Source organism: Paenibacillus sp. SC116 (genome assembly GCF_024733555.1).
Classification (GTDB): Bacteria; Bacillota; Bacilli; order Paenibacillales; family Paenibacillaceae; genus Paenibacillus_B.
Genome location: NZ_JANIOF010000001.1, coordinates 649839 through 676004, shown reverse-complemented (window position 1 = coordinate 676004; position 26166 = coordinate 649839). Strand labels below are relative to the sequence as shown.

Below are 26166 nucleotides of genomic sequence, written 5' to 3'. Positions count from 1 at the left end.
CGCCTCCCGAGTAACATGTTGACTTAAACGGCCTTTACGCGCCGGCGACCAGCGTGGTCCAGAACACCTTTTCTTTTGCGAACAAATCATCTGCCAGTACCAGCTCTCTACCGCGTTCGAAGTCTCCTGTCACAAAGCGGTCCTTCACCAGATCCCAACCATCCTTCACTGCGCCAAGCTGACCGGACAGCGACTCGAACAAGGCTTCGTCGATCAGACTCTTCTCCCGCATGGAGCGGAGCAGCGACATGTTGGCGATATGTCGGTTGCAAATGATGTTGACGCCGACAAGGCCATAGGTCAAATGCGCTTGCCTCTTCTCCGGGTCGGAATCTACATTCCACATGCCCTCGATTGAGAACTCGCCAAGCTCCCTCACCAGCCGCTCCGCATTTTCCACCACTTCAGCCAGCTTCAACTCGTAGGGCTGGACCTTTTCCTGCAGGTTGTATACGTAGAAGGCAGGGCCCAAATAGTCCGGGTTCACGTTGTATTCCGAGTTGCCGTACGCCTTGAGCAGCCTTTCCTCCGGCACCTCGTGCTCCTCATAGCCCGCAAGCGTATCGTCAATGACGTAGAAAGTGCCTCGCTCCTTGTCGTATCCGTTAAACAGCGAATAATGATACCAATGGAACTTTTTCCAGGCCATGCTGCCTGGCAACCAGTCATACAGATCGACGTTTACGCTCAAATTGCGTCCCCCGGCAAGCATCGCCCTGATTTCCTCCGGTACCGTCTCCTTGCTGCGGAAATGACCGGGCTCGATATAACAGAATACATGCGACAGCGGGAATCTAGCCGGATCGTCTAAATAATACAGCGTGTCAATTGTCGGATAGCGAAAGTCCTTGTCCGTTGCGGCCTCCCAAGGATAGTAACGGTAAATGTTCAAATATGCCGCATCCCTGTAGCTGGGCTCCACCGACACCGCAATAGAAAATGCCTGGTTCAGCATGCAGTTCATCCAAAACTCGTTAAACGGTTTCCTTTCCATCGACAGCTTCATCGTTCGCCGCCTCCTTAGGCTAAAAATGTTGGTTCAATCAAGTTTGCTAGCAGCAAGCACAGCACTGATTTTTTTCATTGCCCCGTCTTCAACCAGCGCGCGTAGGATTGCCATATAATCATCCGCCAGCATCCGGGCAGTCTCTTCGCGGAAAAGACTTTTTGCATATTCCAGCGCAAAGCGGAGCCTGCCGTCCTGCTCCGACGCTTCAAGTGTTAAATCGAATTTGCTGACGCCCGGATCGAACTCCTTGGGGTTGAATTCAATGCCGCCCGAACGGTAAGCGACGCGATCGATATTTTGCAAAATAAACATCGTATCGAATAGTGGATTGCGGCTGCGGTCCTGTTCGATTCCGAGCTTTTGTACCAAATCCTCGAACGGATAATTCTGGTGCTCCAACGCCCGCAGCACATCCTCATGCAGCTCGGACAAATAATCGCCAACGGTCCGGTACGATTCCGGGAAGTTGCGAATTGCGACCGTATTGACGAACATCCCGATCAACCCTTCCAGCCCCGCATGATTGCGTCCCGCTACCGGCGTTCCGATAATGATATCCTCCTCACCGCTCCATTTGCTCAGCAGCATCGAATAAGCCCCGAGCAGCACCGTATACAACGTCGTACTGCGCTCGCGCGCAAACGTCTTGATCTTGATCGACAGCTCCTCATCCAGTATGAAGTTGATTAGACCGCCCTCGAAGTTTTGCAGTTCTGACCTTGGCGATGCCGTCTTGAGATCAAGCGTCGGAAGCTCCCCTTCGAACGCCTCCAGCCAGTAGCGCTCATGCCCTATATAGGCCTCGTTGCCGATTTGTTCTCCTTGCCATACCGTGTAATCCCGATACTGGATATCCAACTCCGGAAGCTCGCCTCCGCCGTATAATGTAGTCAGTTCCTGTAGCAGGACGCTGACGGAGACGCCGTCGGTAATAATATGATGAAGGTCCAGCAGCAGTAGATGGCGCTCCTCGCCAAGTGGAATTAAACCGGCTCGGAATAGCGGGAGACGGCCGAGATCAAACGGGCGGATAAAGCGCTCCATCAGCGCGCTGATGCCGCCGAACAATCCTTCGTCTCCGCCTTCCGCGAGCAGTTTGCCTGCCGCCATTCTCAGCCTGGCGCCCTGTTCAAGCGTAAATATCGGTTCCGCATGCACGCGCTGGCGGAACTCGTCCTCCTCGTGATGGAACGTCGTTCTCAGCGATTCATGGCGGCGCATTATCGTAAGGAAAGCTTCCTCCAGACGCTCCACATCGAGCTTGCCTTGCATATGCACGGCGAACGGCACATGGTACATCGTTGCCTCGCCCGAGATCAGCTCCATCATAAATTGGCGGCGCTGCGGCCTTGACATCGGGTAGTGCGCGCGCTCCGGCTGTTTCGGGATGCGTGCGGCCGCCTCGGTTCCGCTAGTGTCCAAATGAGCCGCTAAACCTTCCAGCGTAGGATTCATAAAAATATCGCGGAGTGGCATTTGGATGCCAAAGCGTTCCGCAATGCGGCTAACCATGCCTGCCGCCTTTAGGGAATGGCCACCGAGCTCGAAAAAGCTGTCCTTGGCGCTGATCGTATCCGTACCGAGCAGTTCCTTCCAAATCTCCGCCAGTTTGTGCTCGGTATCTGTCGAAAGTGGAACAAGTTCACGTATGCCAGCGTCGGCCGGTCCCGGCATCGGCAGCGCCCTTCTGTCGATTTTGCCCGTTGGCGTAAGCGGAATCTCATTCAAAACGACCATGAAAGCCGGAACCATATAAGAAGGTAACTTGTCCCCGAGATATTCGCGCAGCTGCCTGGTCAACCTACCGGATGGCGAGGCGCCGCCTTGGTCCGCAGCCGCTGCAGCGGCGTTCTGCATAACGACATATGCACAAAGCGCATATTCCCCATCCTCTTCCTGAAACGCGGTGACCACCGTTTCCTTCACCTGCTCATGGCGAAGCAGCAACTGCTCAATTTCACCGATTTCAATCCGGTGTCCCCTGATTTTCACTTGGAAATCACGGCGTCCCGCATAGGCAAACTCTCCATTTTCAAGCCTGCGCCCAAGGTCCCCGGTGCGGTACATGCGTTCGCCCGACGCATACGGATTTGGCACAAAAGCGACATCCCATTCAGGATGGCTGAGATACCCACGCCCAACGCCTGGCCCGCCGATGCAAATTTCGCCCGTCACGCCTGTCGGTTGCAGCTTCAGTCCTTCATCAAGCACCATCATGACGGAGCCTTCAATCGGCGTGCCTATCGAAATATCCTCGCCTTCGGTCACTTCCCGAATCGAGGTCCACACCGTCGTCTCCGTCGGGCCGTACAAATTAAACAATTTGGCTCCGGTGGCGGCGCGAAGCCTGCCGAGCACATCGGCCGTCAGTGGCTCCGCCCCGATCATCAATATACGCAGCTTTTGCAAACCGTCCGTTTCGTCACGCTGATTCATCCACCATTTGAAGCGCGACGGCGTAATTTGCAGCACATCAACGCTGTGAGTGTCGATTAGGCCTTGCAGTAAGGCGGCGTCCCCTCGTTCTTCTTCATTGGCCAATACAACCCGCATACCCATTGTGAGCGGAAGTAGATTTTCAACGACAAAAATATCAAAGGAGGCCGATGCCATCGACAAAATACTCTGGCCCTTCTCAAATGGAATCCGGTTTCTGAAGCCGCTGATGAAATGTGCTAGCCCGCGATGCTCGATCATCACTCCTTTGGGACGACCGGTCGAGCCCGACGTATACAGCACATACGCCAAATGGTGAGGCTTATGGACACATTCCGGATTGCCTCTGTCCGCCGAATACAGCTCAGGATCGTCCAGATACCACTCGGCAACGGCTCTCGTTACGACTCCCGCATATGCTTTTTCCGTCAGCAGAAGCGCTTCGCCGCAATCCTCAAGCATCCAGTCGATCCTCTCTTTCGGGTAAGCGGGATCAATGGCGACATATGCGCCTCCGGCTTTCAGAACACCCAATATGCCGACAAGCAGCTGCGGGCTGCGGGACGCCATCAGCGCAACAATACGCTCAGGCCCCACGCCCTTCGCCCGCAAAGAATGGGCAAGCCGATTCGCGCGTTCGTTCAGCTCGGCGTACGTCACCGTCTCCAAGCCGAAATGAATGGCTGCCGCATCTGGCGTGCGTGCCGCCTGGCGCTCCACTTCCTGCACAAACCCCGTCCATTCCGCCGTTGCTTGCACGGAAGCCGCCACCGCGAATCCTTGCGGGTCCGTCATGTCTTTCTCAGCTCGGATTTCCATCCTACCATCGCTCCTTTCTCTACTCGCGACCTGTACCGTCATGCCTCCACCGACCAACTGAGCTAGCATTTGCCCCCGCTCGCTTTCACTCATTAGCTCAAGCTCGCCAACCGTGCGATCGCGTGATTTGCACATCTCCCGCACAAGTACGGTATAGCTCTCCGCCATGCGGCGCGCGGTTTCCTCATGAAATAAATCCGTTGCGTATTCCAGTTGAAGCTCGATTTCCGCTTCCCGCTCTACCGCTTCCACTGTCAGATCGAACTTACTTGTCCCCGCCTCGAACGGTACTTCGCGAAAGACTAGGCTGCCTGCTTCCATCACCGCACGGTCCATATTTTGCAGGACAAACATGGCGTCAAACAAAGGATTTCGGCTTCTGTCCCCATCGGCCTTCAACCCTTCGACAAGCTCCTCAAAAGGATACGTCTGGTGCGAAAGCGCCTCTACGACATGGTTATGCAGCTCCGCCAAATAGGCCCGTACCGTCTTGTTTCTTTCCGGCCTGGTCCGCAGCGCCAGCGTATTGACGAACATGCCGATCATGCCATGTGTATCAGCATGATCCCTGCCTGCGGCGGGGGTGCCCACAATGACTTCGGCCTGCCCGCTGTATCTGGCCAGCATAGCGGCAAAAGCGCTCAGGAGCACCGTATACAGCGTCGTTTTCGCTTCCCGCGCCAGCTTTCTCGCCTCCGTCGTTGTCTGCGCGTCCAGACGGAACGAATGGCGACGGCCCTTATAGCTCGGCAGAGACGGCCGTGGCCGATCGGTCGGCAGCTCCAGCACAGAAAGCTTGCCTTCGAAGACCTCCATCCAGTACCGCTCATCGTCTGCATAAGCGGCATTTGCAAATCCGGCTTCCTGCCACGCTGCATAATCGCTGTATTGCACGCGCAACTCCGGCAGCGCTTGTCCGGCATACAGCTGCGACAGCTCATTCACCAGTAAACCGGAGGATACGCCGTCCGTAATAATGTGATGAATATCCAGCAGCAGCAGATGATCCTCCTCATTCAGTCGCAGCAGCCCCGCCCGCAGCAGCGGCAGCTTGCCCAGATGAAACGGACGCTGGAAGACTTCCATCAGCCTCGTCACCTTGGCGCCGTCAAGCGGCAGCGCTTCGTTCCCGGTGAAAGCAGCAGGGTCCAGCTTCTCCAGCTTGAACGCATACGGCGGATGAACCATTTGCCTGAACTCGTCCTTTGTCATTTGGAAGGTCGTCCGCAAGCTTTCGTGGCGGCCGATCAGCGCCGTAAACGCGTCTTCCAGCCGTGCCACATCCAGCCTGCCCTGCAAGCGGAGCGCGAAAGGCACATGATACATGGTGGCGTCTCCGGCCAGCATTTGCATCATGTATTGGCGGCGCTGGGCGCGCGACATCGGATACCACTCGCGGCGCTTCGCCTTCGGGATCGGCTCGGCCGCCGCAGCGGTGCCGTCCTGATCCTTCAGCCAGGCGGCCATTTCCGCAATGGAGGTAAGCTCGAATATCAGACTGAGCGGAACCAAGGCCCCCGTCGCCTGCTGCAGCTTGCTCGCCAAAATGGCAGCCTTCAAAGAGTGGCCCCCAAGCTCGAAAAAGTCGTCGTGAATACCGATGGGCCCAGCCGTATCGTCCAGCACTTCCTCCCAAATGGCGGCAACGCGCTCTTCCATCTCGTCTCGCGGTAGCTCTAGCTCTCCCCGTTCCCGAAGCCCGAATTCAGGCTCCGGCAAGGCGCGCCGGTCCACTTTCCCGTTCGGCGTCAGCGGTATCGCGTCAATCGCCGTGATATAGGCCGGAATCATCGCCTCCGGCAGCTTGTCTTTCAGTCTTCTTCGCCATTCCCGCGAAGAGAGCTTGTCCGAGGCGACCACATACGCGCACAGCTCCTTATCGCCGCTTGCCTGCTCGCGGACGACCACAACTGCATCCTCCACCTCGGGAAGGGAAATCAATTGCGAGCGAACCTCGTTCATTTCAATCCGCACGCCTCTGATTTTTACCTGTTGGTCGGCCCGGTCCACATACATCGCATTACCGTCCGGTAGCCACTTGGCGATATCGCCGGTTCGATACATAAAGTGGCCCTCACGGTACGGATGCGGCAAAAAGCGCTCATCTGTCAAATCCGGCTTATTCACATAACCGTCGGCAAGACCGCTGCCGGCAATATACAGCTCCCCGGCTGCATTGATAGGGGCAAGCTGGCCGCCATAGCCGAATATATAAATTTCGACATTGTGCATCGGCTCGCCAATCGGCACATAGCCACCGCGATAAGCACCCGGCTTGTATGTGTACATATTGGAGCAAATCGTCGCCTCCGTCGGGCCATAGCCGTTAATAATCCGAATCTCGGGATTAAGCTTCGTATACTGCTCCAACGTTCCATCTTGAATTGGCTCTACCCCAACAAGCATTTTGTTTAGCGTAATCGCGGAAGCCGATTGCTCTAGGAGCCGCGCAACCTCTTTCAGCAAAGACGGCGGCAAATAAGCGAAGGTAATCCGCTCTTCCGCAATCACCTCGGCAATTCGCCGCGGATCAAGCAATTTCGGCTCTGGGTACAGCACCGTGCAAGCGCCGAACATCAGCGGCATAAACAGCTCCGCTACGCTGACGTCAAACGAAATATTGGTCAGGCTAAGACATCTGTCTCTTTCGCCGTATTGCCCCTCAAAAAACGAACGGAGCGAATGTCCGAAATTGTAAAAACTGCGATGCGGCACAATGACGCCCTTCGGCTGACCCGTAGAACCGGAGGTATAAATGACATACATCGGATCGGCTGCGTCCTGCGGCCTTAGGGCGGCGTCATCGTCTCCGCCAGAGAATAGCGTCTCATCCGCAATGTCCAGCACCTGCAAGATGGCCGGTACGCCGTCCGCGGCTCCGGAACGCACGCCGTCCGCGAATACCAGCTCCGCGCCGCTGTCCTCCAGCATATAGCGGATGCGCTCCTCGGGGTAATGCGGATCTATAGGCATATAAGCGCCTCCGGCTTTCATAACGGCGAGCATAGCGGTCAGCATAGGAATGGAGCGCTTCGCCATGATACCGACTACGCTGCCGTGTCCCACACCTTTGGCACGCAAGGTTCGCGCCAGCGCATCGGTGCGGTGATCCAGCTCCCGATAGGTCATGGATTTACCGCCGCAGGATACGGCCTGCAGATCGGGAACGGCCGCCGCCTGTTCCTTGAAGCAATCATGAAGGCAGCGCGTCGTCGGAAAGTCTGCTTTGCGTCTCCCCAGCGCCAGTATGTGCAGGCGCTCCTCCTCCGTCAGCATCTCCGCTTCACCAAGCGCGGCATCGGGACGAAGCGTCACGCTGCGCAGCAGCTGCACATAATGCCGCATGAACCGCTCGGCTGTTGCGCGATAAAACAAATCCGCATTATACTCCACGACAAGCCGCAATTCCTCACCATTCTCCACAGCCTGAATCATCAAATCGTATTTGGCCGTGCCATGCTCAAAGCGCTGGTGGCGATACGACAATCCCGTAGATGAAGCATTTGGAATACCCAGGTTTTGCATGATGAACATCGTGTCAAACAATGGACTTCGGCTGGCGTCTCTTTTGTCGACCCATTGTGCAATTTCCTCGAATGGATAGTCGGCGTGAGCATAAGCCCCGGTCGCCATCTCTTTCACTTCGGACAAAAAGACTTTGAACGGCTTGTCCGCGCGCGGATAAGCGCGCAGCGCCAGCGTGCCGGTGAACATGCCCGCGATCGCTTCCAGCTCGCGCCTTGTCCGTCCCGCAATCGGCGTGCCGACGGCAATGTCCTCGGCCCCTGTATAATGGGCAAGAAAAGTGTAATATGCCGATAGCAGCACCATAAACGGAGTTGTGCTCGATTCGGCCGCCAGGCTGCGCACAGCCGTCATCAAACCGGCCTCGACGTACACGTCGAACGTTTCGCCGCGATTGCTTTTGACTGGGGGACGCGGGGCATCGGTCGGAAGTTCCAGCGTTGGCCATTCTCTCTGGCATTGCTCGCGCCAATACCGTTCGGCGTTCCCGGAGAGCGGCTTGCTCTCCTGCCATACCGCATAATCCTTGTATTGCAGCGGCAGTGGCGGCAACGAACCGTCCTGATATAAAGTCATCAGGTCGGACAAAAGAATACCCGCCGACATGCCGTCGGATGCAATATGATGCATATCCAGAAATAGCACATGGCGCTCCGGCCCCAGCGTCAGCAAGGCTGCGCGGAGCAGCGGTGCCGTATCGAGCCTGAACGGCCGGAACAGGCTTTGCAGTACGCCGTCTGCTTCTGCTTCATCGGCCTCCATGCGAATCAGGCGGAAAGGAATGGCGGCGTGAATGCGCTGCCTGATCTCCCCTTCGATGACGTGGAAGGTGGTGCGAAGCGTCTCGTGACGCTCCACAATGGCTTGCAGGACGGCCTCCAGCCGGTCTGCATTGATAGCCCCGTCCAAGTGCAAACATTCGGGCAAATTGTAGCTGCGATCATCCGGCATCGCCTGCTGCTGCAAATACATGCGTTTCTGCGGCGATGAAACCGGATAATACTCTTGCGAGGCGGCCTTTGGAATCGGCTCAAGCCTATCGTCGGCCAATGCGCCGGACGCTTGGCTGGTCAACGGCCTGACATGCTCGCTGAAGCCAACACCACCAGCCACCGCTTGCCTGCCATAACCCCTGTTGGACACTTGCCCATCATAACCGCCATTCACCTCGTGTCCGCCGTTCCCAACGTCCGCCCCTTGCCCATCATGTTGGGCGTTCGTTCTTTGCGCTGTCGCCGCGCCGCTCTCCCTGATTCGCCGCTCGATAAGGGCTGTGAATGAAGGCAAATCCGCGTGCCCCAGTAAATCCGCCGCCTGAATGCGGACACCCGCAAGCTCGCTGAGCCGGTTTACAATTTTGAGTGCAATTATGGAATCTCCGCCCAACTCATAAAACCTAGCCATCGCAGGCAATTCATCATAACCAAGCAGCTCTCCCCAGACATCTGCGACATGCTGTTCCCATTCCAGACCGGAACGCTCCCCAGTTAACGCAATGCCCTGGCGGCGCTGACTCGTCATCCCGCCGCTCCGCTGCAGTGCGGCTTGCCATCTGGCAAACGTCTCGTTCATTTCTTGTTGAAGCTCCTCGGGAATATCTCCACCGAGCGAATTTCCGTTCCAGGCCGCAAATGGCGTAGGAAGTACTGCTCCAGCACGCGCCTCCTCCACCCAACAACGATGAGCATCGAATGGATACGTAGGAAGCGACATCCGAAGGCGGCGTTGTCCCCGATAGATCGCCTTCCAGTCGATCTCGTATCCGCTCACGTACCGTTGGCCTAGCTCCAGCGCTTCCATTTCCCGTTCGTTTGGAACGGGTTTCTGCTGCATATTTCCTTTCGTAGCCGAATCGGCTATCCCGAAGCGGACGTTCGGCAGCGCAAGGTCGGTAAGGCCGCTTTCTACTGCAGCATGCAGGGTCTGGGCAAGATCTTCCCAGCTGCTTACTGCAATCGCCAAGCGATAACGATGGGCTCCCCGGCCGACGGCCAAGGTGTAGCAAAGGTTGGCCAGACTGCTGCTCTCATCACCGTGATGCTGTTGAGTCCAGTCTCGCATCTGCAGCACGAGTTGCTCCAGTGCCGTCATGCTGTGCGCGGACAAGCAGAACAGCTCCACTCTGTCGGAATGACCCGAAGGTAGCCTGGCGGGAGCCTCCTCCAGCACAACATGGCAATTGGTCCCGCTCATGCCGAACGCGCTTACTCCGCATCTTCTTGCTCCACCGTCCGTGTCCCATGGAGTCAACTCATCATTGACATAAACAGGCGAATCCACAAACGAAATGTTGCGATTTGGCGAGCGGTAATGAAGCGTTGGCGGAAGCTGCTTGTGTGCAAGCGACAGGATCGCCTTGAGCAGCCCTGTAATGCCGGCGGCATGGTCGAGATGGCCGATATTTGTTTTCAGCGAGCCGATGGCGCAAAATTGTCGTTTATCGGTATATCTTCGGAAGGCCCTCGTCAGGCCGTCGATTTCGATCGGATCCCCGAGCGAGGTTCCCGTGCCGTGCGCCTCCATATACGTTATCGTTTCGGGATCAATGTCCGCGTCCTGCCATGCGCGCGCAATGACATCTTCCTGCGCGAGGGCGTTCGGCGCGGTAATGCCAACCGAGCTGCCGTCCTGATTGATCGCACTGCCTTTGATGACGGCATAAATGGGGTCGCCATCTTCCTGCGCACGGGACAGCGGCTTCAGCAGCAGAGCAATCACGCCGTCGCCGATGCCCGTTCCGTCCGCCGAGTCGTCGAACGTTTTGGCCCGGTTGTCGCTTGACTCGATGCCAAGCCGTATGCCGGTATCCAATGGCAGCACGTTAATTTTGACGCTGCCGGCAATCGCCGCCTCGCATTCGCCGCTGCGAATTGATTGGCATGCCAGATGGACCGCTACTAGCGAGGAGGAGCAGGCGGTATCCACGCTGATTGCCGGTCCACGCAAATTAAGCAAATACGAAATCCGGCTCGGGATCATGGAGCTCAGATTGCCGGGCGCCGCCATGGACAAGGCTTCAGGGTCCAGGGCTTCGATGATTCGTTTGTAATCATGCAGCGCGTCACCGTTATAGCCGATAAAGACACCGGTGCGCGAACTATGCATCGCATCTCCGCCGTACCCCGCATTCTCAAGCGCGCCCCAAGCCGTCTGTAGGAACAGGCGCTGTGCCGGACTCATCAGCGAAGCTTCCTTAGGCGAAAGCCGGAAAAAAGAATAGTCAAAACCTGAAATATCTTCGATATACGCCCCGTCAAAAAAGGAAACGGATCCGTATTGTGCTTCCATGCGGCGCAAATACGGTTTCAATTCCTCCTTCCGGGAATCCGGAAACTCGCCTACCAGGTCCTTACCACTCCGTAGAAGCTCCCAGAAGGCATCATGGGATTCAGCGCGCGGTAGCTTGGCGGATATCCCGACAATCGCAATATCCTTGAGGGAAACATTGGAGACGGAGCCCCCGCTCCGCCCCTTCTTCCCTGATGTGTCTTTTTTGGTATCCAGCAAATCCAGTTGAAACATGGCGCCTCCCCCTCCTAGTTAGTAATGGAATCTCTGACGGCCTGTTTTTTTACCGCATTCCCGCCGCTCCCACGCAGCAGCAGCAACACATGTACCGCGATGCCGAGTCCGCTGATCAGAGCTAATAATCCAAGCGTACCGGATTTCCAATCACCTGCCCATTGCAGTACGATATATAAGGTACCTGTACTGCACACATGGGCCGCAAGCGAACCCCAAAGCGAATGCGATCCGGCGCGAACGGCACCGTATACGATCGCGCCCAGCGCCGCAAATGCGCCAACCGTCACATTCATAAATACCGCGCCGAACAATACGGCCTGGAGCAGAACCGTCCACAGAACCGAAAGGCGTTGAGTGAGCGTATGGAACAGCATTCCTCTGAACAGCCATTCCTCAAGCAAAGACCCCAGCAGCAAGCTGCCTAGCACAAAAATGATCAGGCTGCCCCCGGCGACAAAATCGACCAGATTTGAAATAGCCGGAAATGTAACTTTTATCCACGGAAGATGGGTAAACGCGGCGATAAACAAGCCGAGCCAGATGCCCGTCCCTGCGGATAGCAGCAATGATCCACTTCGCGCAGGAACAAACCCCAAATCCCTCAGCGAAATTTTTTGCCAGCGCAGCAGCGGAAGATAGACAGCAAGCACGATGATATTGGATACAATCAGCACAATGCCGGAATTGCCTTTTATCCAGTCTTTCAGCCCGGGATCGCCGACCCAGTTGAAGAGCACTTGATTGACAAGCATCACAATCGCCGCATAAATGACCAAATATAAGACGGTATTTCCCACTATTCGTAATCCCTTCATGTCGACGTCACCGCCTTGGAAGGTAGTGGCGCGGAGATCGGAGAGCGATGCTTGAGCGCAAGGAATATGCCAACCGCAATCATGGCGGCCGCCATAGCCATCACGACGGACATGACGGTGACGTCCGTCGTCTCAGGCCCGTAATGCCAAAGCAGATACTGGCTGCCCTGACAGGCGACTTGCGCGGCAATCGGCGCCCAGATGGATTTAAACCAGACATACAAGAGCGCAAATATAACCGCACCGAGAAAACCGTACAGCGACAGCGGAATGTCTCCGAAAAAGAACAACGCTCCGTACAACACGCCCTGAATCACAATTGCGATCCAGACCGGGAGCACGCGTCTGAACTCATTCATCAGAATACCTCTGAACAACGTCTCCTTGTAAATATTTCCGAGAATCAGGAAAACCAGAAATACATACCATTCCGCGCGGTTCAAGTAATCAAACAATTCACGGAACTGGTACTTGTCGGATGCAATCATGGGAAGACGGGAAAATGCGACCGTAAACAGGCCGGCTCCAAACCCGATCCATAGAGCGATCGCCACCGATTTGCCACCCATCAGGCGGAATTGGGCCGCCTTAAACAGATTTTCTTTGAATATAAACCTCCAGGCCAGCACCATGAGCGGCAAACCTACTATATCGTTCAAAATAATGACGGTTACCGTGTTCTGTTCAAACCACGTGCTTGTGGGATACACATAATCGAAAAATAATGTCGTCACGGTAAAAAACCATGCAAAATACAAGCCGATAACAACGGCAACGCGAGCCAACATCATTCCCCACACCTTCATGCGGTCAGACCCCCTTTTGTGCTATCGGCGGCGTGTCATTCGTCATTGCTTGATCCGCGCGTGCGCCGATGCCGCCGTTGCTGGAGGTCCGCCAGACATAGACGGAACCTCCAATCAACGCAGCCAGACAGAGCGCTGTAATGATATACAGTGAAACATCGCCTAGCTTGTCAAACCATTCATAGAACCCGATGTATTTAAATAGAAAGATTGTGCCCATGGCCGTATTTTGTACCAGAATCGGCGCCCACAGCGACCCGGTGCGCAAATAAAGCACCCCGTAAATCAGACCCGAACCGATGCTGATGACCGAAAGCGCCGCGCTCGGCTGGAAGTAGGCGTAAGCCGCGGCTTGCAGCACCAAGGCCGCATATACCGGCACAACTCTGCGAAACTCCCTAAAAATGAGGCCCCTGAACAATATTTCTTCAAATGCCGGGCCAATCAAACCAGCGCCCAGAATGACGTACCAGATCGAATCCCCCCTGATCAGATCGTCGACCAGTGCGGGAATGGATGGAAATTGCTGCGCAATATCGTCAATGACGATAAGGCCGATGCTGAACAAGCTTCCGGCAAGACCTAGGCCAATCATCAGCAAGGCGCGTGAGGCGCTCAGCCGTTTGAAACCCGCAGCGCGGAATAGATTTTTTTCCGCATCGGGCCAGATCCAGCCTTTGATACGAAAGATGAGCATGTACACAAGCGTAATCAACGTGAATAGAACAACCATAAACATGGCCGGGTTGCGATCCAGAAACTTGGCGAAGGATAGCGTCGCTTCGTAATTGTAAGTAGAGCGAAGCAGGTAGAGCAGCGCATAAAAGACGCCGAGATAAAGCGCGATATTCCCTATCACGGACAATACTTTTTTCACAGGAAAGCTCCTTTCTTCTTCTGGCATTGCGTGTTTAAAAAGTTGGACATTCAGCACCGAAGCTTATGCTTTCGATGTGGTTTTTACAAAGCACTTCGGTTGGATAGATGTATGCTCAAGTCGGACGCAACCCGGTTTGGTCCATGCTACGCTCCTGATTCGGCCCTGTCGGCTACAGCACGATACTGCTCAACCACGCTCGAGAGCAGCTCCAGATAAGCGGAAGCCCAATCCAGCACCGCCTTCTTACCGAGGCGCCGGGCGTCGTACGTCCATACCCCGCTAAGCTCTGACCCTTCCGACCCACTTGGTGCGGCAGTGCCAGCCATATACAGCACAACATCGAATCGTTCCAATAGTGCCTCCCGCTCCTTGAATCCGTGCTGCGCTGCTCCTGCAAATAACGGGAACAATGCAAATCCGGCTTCGGCTTGTGGCTGCTTTCTGATTTGCCGCACGGTATAACACTCTCCCGCGCTCACCCGTTTGGCAGCATGCAGAAGCAGCGTATCGAAATCGCGTACCTCCGTAAAGTCAATTTCCTTCGTGGCAATCAGCCCGTTGTCCGTCATTGCCGGAAGCACAAGCAGATTGCTGCCAGACTCGCCGCGCCAGAAGTACAGATATACGGCATACGCCACTGCTTCAACGGTCACCGAGCGGGATGCTGCAAGTTCCGCAAGCCCTTCCGCAACGGCCCTGTCCAGTTGGAATTGAACGCTGTCGATACGCTCTGCAACATAGCCGCTACTAAGGCAGTTTTCTGCCATCGGCAGACCGCTCCAGCTCCAGTTCGCGAGCTCGCGATTTTTCGACTCCAGATACGCTGCAAGCGATGCGATCGTTGGATAGTTAAACAAATCCGTTACGCCGAGAGCGCCGGGATACAACTCCTCCAGCCGTTGATGCACCCGCACCAACAGCAGCGATTCTCCCCCAACATCAAAGAAACGATGATGGATGCCGAAGTCTTCCCTTTGCAGGATTTCGCGCCATACGGTGGCAATCGCCAGTTCGATATCGCTTGCCGCTTCGACAAACGGAGTGACGCTATCCGCCGCCAGCTCCGACTCCGGCAGCGCCTTTCGGTCGATTTTTCCGTTTGGAGACAGGGGCATGGCTGGCAGTTCCACCACGGTTCGCGGAACCATATAATCTGGCAGGCGCAGCGCAGCAAAATCCCTTAGTTCCTGATGGCCCACAGGTTCGGAGCAAATGATGTACGCGCATAAATATTCGCTCCCGCTTACAGCGTCCCGCTTCATGACCACCGCTTCCACAACCGCCGGATGGCTGAGCAGCACATGCTCGATTTCCCCGCATTCGATGCGCTGGCCTCTTATTTTTACTTGATGGTCGATTCTGCCCAAATATTCAATCGTTCCGTCAGGCAGCCATCTGGCAAGGTCTCCTGTCCGATACATTAGACTTCCCGCCGCAAACGGATTATCAACGAATTTTTCTTTCGTCAAATCGGGTCGGCTGATATAACCTCGCGCCAGTCCGGCGCCGGATATGCACAGTTCCCCGGCAATGCCGACAGGCTGGAGCTTCATCGCTTCGCTCACGATATAAAGCGAGATGTTGTCGATCGGCTTGCCAATCGGCACATTGAGCCAAGTATCGTTGATCGGAATATCGCCATCAGAGCAATCGTAATAGGAAACATCAACCGTCGCCTCAGTCGGGCCGTACAAGTTCACAAGCCTAGCATCAAACGGAACTCCGATCCGCTCACGGAAGCGTCGCACCTGATCTGCAGTTAGCGCTTCGCCGCTGGCGAACACATGACTCAGGCTTTTGAGCCTTACCTCACCGCTTAGCAAGCTGGGATGCTCCAGGAACAGATGCAGCATGGATGGCACAAAATGCATCGTTGTTACGCCATGCCGCGCGATCGTGTCCAGCATAAGCGCGGGGTCCTTTTCACCGCCCGGAAGCAGCAGGACTAGCTTTGCCCCGGCAAAGCTCCACCAGAACAGCTCCCAGACCGATACGTCGAAGGTAATCGGCGTTTTCTGCATAATGACTCCGCTTGCGTCCAGACCGTAATGCTTCTGCATCCAGCCAATCCGGTTGATGACGGAATGATGCTCGATCATGACGCCTTTTGGCTGCCCGGTCGATCCCGAAGTGTAGAGCACATAAGCAAGTGAACGTGAATCATGCAGCTTTTCGACAGGAGAGTCGTCCCACTCCTGCGCCATCGTTTCATGAACGTCCATAGCATGAACGTCTATAGATGGTAGGAACATCTCTAGCCCTTCCTGGGCTTTGCCTTTCGTCAAGACAAGCTTGGCTCCGGAGTTGTCCAGCATGTAGCGGATTCGCTCCGGCGGCAAGCCCGGTGTAATAGGCACATAAGCTCCGCCCGCCTTTAGCACGCCAAAAATTGCAATCATCATCTCCAGGCTACGATCCATCACGACGGCCACGCGCTCCTCGCGCATGACGCCTTGCTTTCTGAGTGCCTGCGCCAGTTGGTTCGACCTCCGGTTTAATTCCGAATAGGTCAACGCTCCGTCCTCTGCCACAACTGCAACGGACTGAGGTGTTACCGCCGCTTGTCTTTCGAGGTAAACCTCTACCGTATCGTCGCTTGCATACGGCGCGGACGTAAGATTGAATGCTTCGCTCTGCTTCTCCGCCGCCGCGGCGTCAAGCAGTCCGATCTCTCCGAGCGGTCGTTCCGGCTCGGCTAGTGTAAGGCCGACAATACGGAAATACCATTCCGCCATTCTGCGTATGCTGTCTTCTTTAAACAGCGCAGTCGCATATTCGATCGTCAAGGCTGCGCCTTTTGCGCCCTGATCCGCAATCTCAAACGTCAAGTCCAGCTTCGATACGCGATTGTCTGGCACTTGCACCTCGAATTGCATGGCGCCCGCCACGGCTTGTCCGGCCTCCATATGCTGCATGACAAACATCGTGTCAAACAGCGGATTGTGGCTCAGGTCGCGCGGAACATCCAGCATAGTCACCATATGCTCAAACGGGAGCAAGCCGTTGTCCAGCGCCGCAAGCGCGGTTTCTTTGAGCTGCTCAGCGAACGCTCTAAATGACAGTTCTCCGGATGGCCTGCTGCGAATCGGCAGCGTATTGACAAACATGCCGACGAGAGACTCGGTTGCAGGATGGAAACGGCCGGCGGTCGGCGTGCCGACTATAAGATCGTCTTGCCCTGTCACCAGATGCAATAACGTATGGTAGGCGGTAAGCCAGATATGAAATGGCGTAACGCCCCATTGCTCTGCCGCCGCTCCAATCCCTTCAGCAAGCACTGTCGGGATCGGCAGCGCAAGCTTGGCGCCCTCGAAGCTTTGTTCAGGAGGACGCGCATAGTCGGTCGGCAGTTGTAGTGTAGGAAGCGTACCTGCTAGCTGGAACGTCCAATATTGCTCTTGCTGCTTTCTCGCCTCTGAAGCCATCCACTCCTGCTGCCAAACGGCGGCATCCTTATAGTCAATGGGCAGCGGCTGCAAGGAGCAGCCACGATACAGCTGCTCAAAATCGCGCGCCATCACATTCATGGACACGCCATCGGCGACGATGTGGTGAATGTCCAGCAGCAGCGTATGCCGACTTTCGCCGTCCGTCGCGAGAAACGCCCGAATTAACGGAGCCTTTTGCAAATCGAACGGGCGGACGACCGCACGCGCAAATGTATTCAAGTCTGTGGCATCCATCAAGGCATGCACGGCGAGTTTAAACGAAACCCGCTCATGAACATACTGAACCGGCTTGCCGTCTGCCCAGTCAAAGCTGGTACGCAGCGGTTCATGGCGGTCAATCAGCCCTTGAATCGCCTCCCGAAGCCTGTCCTGATCAAGCTTGCCCGTCAGGTTCAGAGCGAGCGGAAGATTGTAGGCCGTGCTGTCGGGATAAAGCTGCTGCAGCACAAACAGTCTGTTCTGCGCGAGCGACAACGGGTAGAACGACCGACTTTCCACCCGGGCAATAACCGCAGCCTGCTTTGGAGCTGCGCTGTCGATGCGGGCCGCCATTTCCCGCAGCAGAGGAGCGTCGAACACATCCTTCATCGCAAACGCCGCTCCATAACGCTGCTCGATCAAGCCTGCAAGCTGTGCGGCGCGCAAAGAATGGCCGCCCAATTGGAAGAAATGGGCTTCTCTCCCGATCGCCACCGGGTCGTCTGGCCCGCTTGCGGCCAGACCGAGCACCTCCCGCCAAAGCTCGGCCAGCCGCTGCTCCGTCGGCGTAGCCGGCATCTCGCCGCAAGCCTCCTGTTTAGCGAACTGGGGTTGCGGCAGGCGGCTGCGGTCGACTTTACCGCTCAAACTCAGAGGAAACGCTTCCATAGCAACAAAATACGAAGGAATCATATACTCCGGCAGCAGTTCCTTAAGTGCGGCCCGCAGGCTAGCTTCCTCCGGAGCCTCTCCATCCGCTGTCACGAAATATGCACAAAGCGCCGGCTCTCCTGCATGGTCCATCACCGCCGTCACCACAGCATCGCGAACTTCCACCTGCAAGAGCAGCGCGTGCTCGATCTCGCCGCATTCGATGCGGAGACCGCGCAGCTTGATCTGATGGTCAAAGCGTCCCAAATATTCAATATTGCCGTCCGGTAGCCACCTTGCTCTATCGCCTGTACGATACAGCTTCTCTCCTGCGGCAAATGGATTAGGAACAAAGCTTTGCTCCGTCAAATCCGGCCTGTTGCGATATCCTCGCGTAAGACCCGCACCCGCGATGCATAGCTCGCCGGACACGCCGATCGGCTGCGGTCTCATCCGTTCGTCCACAATGTAAAGCCTGATGTTATGGATTGGCTTGCCGATCGGAATCGTACCCACTCCGGTGTCCGGGCAATCGTAATAGCTGACATCGACTGTTGCCTCCGTCGGACCGTACAGATTAATGAGCCTACATTGGCCGCCGCCACGCTCCATCAGGCTGTAAAAACCTGCGACATGCGCGGGCTTGAGCGCTTCGCCGCTCGCAAATACGTATCGCAGGGAACAAAGCTCACCGTTTCTTCCGCTGTCCACCACATAGGGCAAGAAGACACCTAGCATGGACGGGACAAAATGCATAACCGTAACCGCCTGCTCTTCAATCGTGCGCAGCATGACCGACGGCTCCTTCTCCCCGCCGGGCTCCAGCAAATAAAGCGAAGCGCCGGCAAAGCTCCACCAGAACAGCTCCCATACGGAAACGTCGAACGTTATCGGCGTTTTTTGCAAAATAACGTCGTGCTCCTTCAGCGGATAAGCCGTCTGCATCCAGTTCAGCCGGTTGATCGCTGCACGGTGCTCCACCATAACGCCTTTAGGTTTGCCGGTGGAGCCTGACGTATAAATGACATACGCCAAATGCTCGGGGCCCGCTTGAGGCGACAGGTCCGTTTCTTCTTCGCCCTTCGGCAGCTCCGATACGGCGGCAGCCGCAAGCGCGTCCAGATCGAGCGTTTCTCCCTGAAAGTCCGGAAGAATATGAACCCACTTGGCCCCCGCCAGAAGCAGCCTGGCCCCGCTATCCTCCAGAATGTTTCGGATACGCTCAGACGGATGCTCCGGGTCGATCGGCAAATAGGACCCTCCCGCCTTGAGCACCGCCATGATCGCAATCATCATGGACAACGAGCGCTGGGCGGCAATCGGCACAATCGTTTCGACCGCAACCCCCTTGCCTCTTAGCACGGCAGACATGCATTCGGCACGCTCATTCAGTTCCCCATACGTCAGCGAGCCTTCGGCCGACCGCACTGCCGTCCGATCAGGCCATCGCCGGGCGGACTCGGCAAACCATCCGTGAATCGTCTTCTCTGCTGGGTACGGATGCCCCGTATCATTCCATGCCGTAAAGGCGGCTTCTTCGGCAGATGTCGTCATTGCGACGTCGCCACAGATCAGGTCGGGGCAGCTGGTCGTTTGCTCCAAAATGTAAATCAGCCTATCCGCCAACCGCTCCATCGTGCCTTTATGAAACAATCCCGTATTGTACTCCAACTCCGCCCGAAGACCACCTTCGCCATCGCTATACAGATCAAGCTTGAAGTCCAGCTTGGATGTTCCGTGGCTGACGGGCAAAGGCTCCATGCTCCAGCCGTCGCCGCGCGCCGCCAGCTTCTCGTCCTCAAACTGGTTGTGAACGATCAGCATCGTATCGAACAACGGGTTGCGCGACGGGTCATGTGGATACCGGGCCGCTTCCATCATGTGTTCGAAGCTGACATCTCCATGCTCGTATGCGGCAAGCAATCGCCCATGGGTCTCTCTGACAAACGCTTGGATTGGCAGCTCATCCGCCACCCGCATCCGAATCGGCAGAAACTGGTTGAACATGCCGATCATCCGGGTTGTGTCCGGATGCGTTCGTCCTGCCGCCAAAGAACCGATTGTAACTTCCGACTGATGCGTCGTTCCCTTGAGCAGCAGCGCGTAAGCCGCAAAAAGCAGGCTGTTCATGCTCGCTCCGGCGCTTGCGGCCGTCTCTTTCAACCGCGTGGCAAGAGCAGCCGGAATGTGGAAGGTATACGTATCTCCCGCAAATGTCTGACGATCGCCGCGCGGCCGATCCAGCGGCATATCGAGCGGCGTCGGCGGTTCTGCAAGCTGCTCCGTCCAAAACGCACGGCTTGCCTTTGCTCGTTCCGAGTCGGACTGTCGCTCCTGCCAAACGGCATAATCCTTGTAATGCAGAGCCGGCAACGCAAGTTCAGCACCGTTGATCAAAGCGGTTAACTCCTCCAGCAGCAGCTTGACGGATATGCCGTCCGCCGCGATATGGTGGATGTTGAGCAGCAGATAAGTTTCTACTCCCTCTGATTCGGGACGGCAATAACATGCGGCTAGCAGCGGCGCAGCGGAAAGTTCGAGCGGCCGGAAAAACTCGCTCATGAATTCCTGCAGCGTCCTCTGCGCGAGCTCCGCCGTTTGCAGAATAAAATCGGCCGAATTATGCACGGTCTGGGCCGGAACGCCGTCGATCCAATGATAGGAGGTCCGCAGTGGCTCATGCCGTTCGATCAATTCCCTAAGTGCTGACCCGATTCTGGTTTCATCCACCGCACCCGACAGTTTAAGCGCAAGCGGAATATGGTAGGTTAGTCCAATATCAGCCATGCTTTCCGCCAAAAACATGCGCCGCTGCGGCGGGCTGAGCGGATATGATGCGGCTTTTGGCGCGTCTGCAACAGGTTCGTACACTTCCTTGGCAGCCCTATCGATCCAGGCAGCCTGCTCTCTGACCGTCGGCAGCTTGAAAATTTCCTGAAGCGGCATGCGCACTCGGCAATGCTTGTAGATGGCCGAGGTCAATGCGGTGGCTTTCAGGGAATGGCCGCCATGCTCAAAGAAGTGATCAAGCGCGCCAACCTGCTTCGCATGAAGCACTTCTTGCCACAATCCTGCGACAAGGATTTCTGTATCTGTGGCGGGCGCTTCATATAGGGCCGTGCGCTCCGGCGCGGGCAGATGTTTTTTGTCCACCTTGCCGTTTGCGTTCAAAGGCAGCTTCTCCAACTGCACAAACGCGGCGGGAATCATAAATGCCGGTAGCTTACCTGTCAGCTGGCTCAGAACGCTTGCTTGCCTTTCGGTTTGATCCGCAACGATATAAGCGCATAAATATCGCGTGCCGTCATTCTCGATAAGCGTCACAAATGCTTCCTTGACGCCCGCGCAATCCAGCAGCCTGCTTTCGATTTCGCCCAATTCTATCCGGTAACCCCGCAGCTTGACCTGGCTGTCGACCCGGTCCAGAAACTCCAAATTCCCATCAGGCAATCGGCGTACAAGGTCACCGGTTCCATACACGGTTTCACCTTCCCGGAACGGATGCGGCCGGAACTTCGAAGCGGTCTGCTCCGGCAAGTTCACATAGCCGGATGCGACACCGTCGCCTGCAATCCACAGCTCGCCTGGCACCCAGTCCGGCTGTAATTGGCCTTGCTTATTCAGCACCAGCGTTTCTGAACGCGCGATCGGCGTACCGATCGGCACGGTGGCCGTTTCTTGTTCGTCCCATGACTCCGTGATCGGATAGCAGGTAGCAAACACCGTCGTTTCCGTAGGTCCGTAGACATGCAGCAGCACGCTCGGTCCAAGTGCGCGGAGTGCTTTGCGGATATGCGGCGCGGAAGCCCGCTCTCCGCCAAATAAAATATGACGCAGGCCCCGCAGCGAATCCAGCCCATGATCGACCAGCGTATTGAACAACGCCGTCGTCACAAAGAATACGGTAATGCCTCTGCCCTCAATCAGCTCGGTCAGCCGCAATACGTCGGCAACCTCTTCTTCGCTTACCAACACAAGCTTCGCGCCGTTCAACAGCGCTCCGTACAAATCGAACGTTGAACCGTCAAAGGCGTAGTTGGATAGCTGCAACAACGCATCATTTTCCGAAATGCTTACATAATCGGTATGAACGGCAATCCGAGACACATTGCGATGCGCTGTCATAATCCCTTTCGGCTTGCCAGTCGAGCCAGACGTGTACATGATATAAGCGAGATCGTCTGCCGAGCCATCGATGTCCAGATCATGGCCAGACTCGCCAGCCCATCTCGTATCGAGCTCATCCATATCGATGACATCTATGCTGTCTTCAGCAATCCGGGCAACCATCTCCATCGTCGCAGCCGTAGCCACGATCACCCGTGCTTCCGTATCCTGCAGCATAAACAAAATCCGCTCTTCGGGATATTGCGGGTCAATCGGCACATAGACGCCTCCGGCTTTCAGCACTCCCAATATTGCCGCAATCATATTGGGCGAGCGACCCAACAGCAATGCCACCTTATCCCCCGGCGCGATGCCGCAACGCATAAGCGCTCGCGCGAAGCGGTTGGCACGCTCGTTCAGCTCGCTGTAAGTATACGCCCGTTCGCCCATTTCAACGGCAATCTGCCGCGGTGTCTTCACCACTTGCCGTTCAAACAGCCTGTGCAGCGACAACTCCTGCGGCAGTGTGGCGAATGAACGGCCAAGGCGGAGCAGCCGTTCCTGCTCTTGCGCAGCGATAGGTTCTAGCTCGCCAAGCGTCGCATGAGGCTGCGCGGCAACTGCCCGCGCCAGCGCTACATAATGCCGAGCCAATTGCGAGGCGGCACACTCATCGTACAAATCCAGCGCATACTCTAGCGTAAATGCGATACTAACGCCGTTATCCGCGCACTCCCAAGTCAGGTCGAACTTTGCGGAGCCGCTGTCTATCGCTTGGGGTGTATAAACGACATCCTTGCTCCGCCATTCAGGTAGCTCCATATTTTGCAGCGTAAACACCGAATCGAACAGTGGATTTCGCCCATATTCCCGGTTTACTTTCGCCAGCTCGGCTATTTCTTCATAAGGCACATCCCCATTGCCGATGGATGCCAGTACCTCTCCATTGACCTGCTTCAACCACTGATCGAAACGCAAAACGCTTTCCCCACGCAGGCGGATCGGAACCATATTGACGAACATCCCGACTACGCCTTGCAGCTCCGGCCGCACCCGTCTCGCGGCTGCCGTGCCGACAACGATGTCCAATTCGTCCGTATATTTCGCGAGTAACACATAATAAATCGAGAGCAAGACGGTGTATAACGTTACGCCTTCGTGTCTAGCCAACGCCCGCAGCGATCCGGCAAGTTCTGGATCCAGCTCGAAGCGCTCAATTGCCCCGCGATAGCTTGGCGTATGCGGCCTTGGAAGGGGGGACGGAAGCGTCGGAGATGGCACGCCATTCCGAAAGATTTCGCGCCAATAAAGTTTCTGGCGCTCCAGCCAGCCTTCGCTTCGGCCCGCTTTCTCCCACAGCGCTATATCCCCGCCATGAATGGATAACGCCTCCGATGCGTTCACCTCGTAAAACTTCATAAGATCGGACATCAAAATGCCCATCGATGTTCCATCCGTAATGATATGATGCATATCCAGCAGCAGCATGTTGGACTCGTGCTCCAGGCGCACAAGCTCCATGCGCAGCAGCGGCGCTTGCTCTAAACGAAACGGCTGCAGGAAGCTGCGCTGCCGCAGCGCCAGCGTAGACGCCGACCAGCCTCTTCCGTCAACGACGGCAAGTGGTGGCTCTCCCCCCTGATCGATGCGCTGCATCACATTTCCTTCTTCCATATAAAAGGACGTCCGCAGCGCTGGATGACGCTCGATAAGCGCCCGCCATGCCATATGGAATCGTTCGATATTAAGAGGGCCCTTCACCTGGACCGCAAACGACAGATGGTAGTTGAGCAGCCCCGGATTTAGCTGTTCCAAAATGAACAGCCGCTTTTGTGCCGAGGTCGCCGGATAAACCATCCTCTCCTCCGCTTTGGCCACTGGCGGCGCAACAGTGGTGGCAGTTCCTTTACCCTCCTGCGCCTTTTGCTCCAGCAAAGCGGCGAGCGCACTCACCTTATCATGCAAAAACAGCTCTGTTAGCGTAAGTTCGACGTCAAACGCCTCTTGCAGCCTAGCCGCGGCATAGGTCGCCTTGAGCGAATTGCCTCCTTTCTCAAGAAAGCTGTCCTTCAGGCCTATGCAATCCTTATTCAATACCTCGCGCCAGATGGACACGATCCGCTGCTCCGTCTCTGTGGCCGGCTCCAAGCCGACATCTCCGCGCAAGGCATCGTCGCCTTCCGCATCACAGCGCGTAGACGCGGCCAACGATTCCAGTTCCGCCAGTTCGGCAAGCACATCGGCAAACTCGCCTTCGTGCAACGTCTCCGCCAATAGGTAGCGTTGAATTTTGCCGGAGGTCGTTTTCGGAATTCGTCGAACGGGGACAACAAAAACAACATCGAGACCAGCTGATCCGTTCAGCAGTTTTTTCACCTCGGTCATCAGCGGTACAAATCCGCTGATCTTACCTCGATGTTGAATAAAAACGGCGATCGCATCCTGTTTGGTCGTCTCATCTTGAACGGCGGTAATCGCCGTTTTCCCGATTTCGGCTCCTTTCAGGCCACTAATCAACGCCTCCAGATCATGCGGATACACATTTTGCCCATTGACGAAAATGACGTCCTTCATGCGACCGGTCACATATAAACGCCCTTCCAGTAAGAAACCCAAATCTCCCGTATTCAGCCATCCGTCGGGGGAAATTGTTTGCTTGTTTACATCGGGCCGCTTATAGTAGCCGCTTGTAACGTTACGGCCTCTAATATGAATCAAGCCTACGATGCCTGACGCCGAAGGGTTTCCGGCTTCGTCACAAATGCACACCTCGCACTCTTGTACGGGGAAACCCAGTTCGACGATCTCGATCACGGCATGATCATCTTGTGCAGCCATTCGTACAGGCTGTCCAACAGCGAGTGATTGCCGCTCAACCTTAACGGTATTTAGGAGTTCTTCCGTACCCGGGAACGTCACGGCCAGACTCGCTTCAGCAAGCCCGTATACCGGGAAAATGCAATTCCCTTTTAACCCGTACGGCTTCATCGCCTCCAAAAAATCGCGGCAATGAGTGATCGATATCGGTTCGGCTCCGTTAAAAATCAGCCTGACGCAAGACAAATCCCATGCGGACGCCCTTTCTGGCTTCCAGTGCTGCAGAAAATGCACATAACCGAAGTTCGGCGAAGAGAGGCATGTCACCCGATGCTTATGCGTAAGTTCCAGCCATTTCATCGGATGAAGCACAAACGTCGAGGTCGGCAAGTGCAACTGATTCATGCCACAAAACAGCGGCGAAAGATGAAAGCCGATGAGCCCCATATCATGCGTCAGCGGTAACCAGCTTAGCGAAGAATCCCGCTCTGTCGACTGCGCCCCTTGGATAATGGCTCGCATGTTCGACAGAAGATTGCCATGCGTCAGTACGACTCCCTTGGGGTCTCCGGTAGAGCCCGATGTAAACTGGATGAATGCGGTGTCTGTCTCGGCTGCGTCATACGGCTCCGCCATAGGCCGGTCTGCATCGGCAGCCGCCACAAGCACCTCCGCAATTGGCACTCTGCCAGACTCGAGCTGGGCCAGCACCTCCGCTTCTCCGTGCTTCAAAGCGTGGCCTTGAATTCCCGGCCAAAGCTCTTCATCGCAGAGAAATATAAGCGCTTTCAATTGCTTGCATACTTGGATCAGCTTTTTGCGTCCTTCGTCTGTACGCGCAGCCGTCACAGGTACGGGGACAATACCTCCAAGCACACAAGCCCAGAACAGAAGGATAAATCGCTCGTTATCTTCCGTCTGCAAGACGGCAAAGTCGCCTGGACCAAGGCCCTGCTCGCGCAGCAGATGGAGTGCTCTTCCCGCCATTGCATGTAATTGGCTGTACGACAAGTAGCGTTCCTGACCACTTTCGCAAAATAAAATTCCCGCATTATTTTCCTTGCGCTCCAGCAATACGCTGGACAAATTACGGATGGTTCTCATTGTCGGCAGCCCTCCGTTCTGTGTT

At 55.8% G+C, this 26166-nt stretch carries 6 protein-coding genes; all 6 read right to left on the bottom strand.

The annotated features are described in order from the left end of the window. Positions 1–34 precede the first annotated feature (34 nt). Complete coding sequence (locus NQ117_RS02585) at positions 35–1006, bottom strand: hypothetical protein (RefSeq protein ID WP_258276455.1); 972 nt, start codon at positions 1004–1006, stop codon at positions 35–37. A gap of 33 nt (positions 1007–1039) precedes the next feature. Further along, the gene (locus NQ117_RS02580) at positions 1040–11311 is read right to left on the bottom strand and encodes a non-ribosomal peptide synthetase (RefSeq protein ID WP_258276454.1); all 10272 of its coding nucleotides are present in this window, start codon (positions 11309–11311) and stop codon (positions 1040–1042) included. 14 nt (positions 11312–11325) lie between these two features. After that, on the bottom strand, positions 11326–12129 hold the full coding sequence (locus NQ117_RS02575) for a CPBP family intramembrane glutamic endopeptidase (protein ID WP_258276453.1): 804 nt from the start codon (positions 12127–12129) through the stop codon (positions 11326–11328). Further along, positions 12126–12935, bottom strand: coding sequence for a CPBP family intramembrane glutamic endopeptidase (locus tag NQ117_RS02570; protein WP_258276452.1), 810 nt, complete (start codon positions 12933–12935; stop codon positions 12126–12128). Before NQ117_RS02570 ends, NQ117_RS02575 begins: the two co-directional genes overlap by 4 nt. A gap of 4 nt (positions 12936–12939) precedes the next feature. Next, positions 12940–13812: a CPBP family intramembrane glutamic endopeptidase gene (locus NQ117_RS02565; RefSeq protein WP_258276451.1), complete on the bottom strand. Its 873-nt coding sequence runs from the start codon at positions 13810–13812 to the stop codon at positions 12940–12942. A 146-nt stretch (positions 13813–13958) separates the two neighbouring features. Beyond that, complete coding sequence (locus NQ117_RS02560; RefSeq protein ID WP_258276450.1) at positions 13959–26141, bottom strand: non-ribosomal peptide synthetase; 12183 nt, start codon at positions 26139–26141, stop codon at positions 13959–13961. Positions 26142–26166 lie beyond the last annotated feature (25 nt).

Excerpts from the sequence above, each read along its gene's own strand:
- NQ117_RS02585 (WP_258276455.1), bottom strand. The coding sequence starts at position 1,006 with ATGAAGCTGTCGATGGAAAGGAAACCGTTTAACGAGTTTTGGATGAAC.
- NQ117_RS02580 (WP_258276454.1), bottom strand. The coding sequence starts at position 11,311 with ATGTTTCAACTGGATTTGCTGGATACCAAAAAAGACACATCAGGGAAG.
- NQ117_RS02575 (WP_258276453.1), bottom strand. The coding sequence starts at position 12,129 with ATGAAGGGATTACGAATAGTGGGAAATACCGTCTTATATTTGGTCATT.
- NQ117_RS02570 (WP_258276452.1), bottom strand. The coding sequence starts at position 12,935 with ATGAAGGTGTGGGGAATGATGTTGGCTCGCGTTGCCGTTGTTATCGGC.
- NQ117_RS02560 (WP_258276450.1), bottom strand. The coding sequence starts at position 26,141 with ATGAGAACCATCCGTAATTTGTCCAGCGTATTGCTGGAGCGCAAGGAA.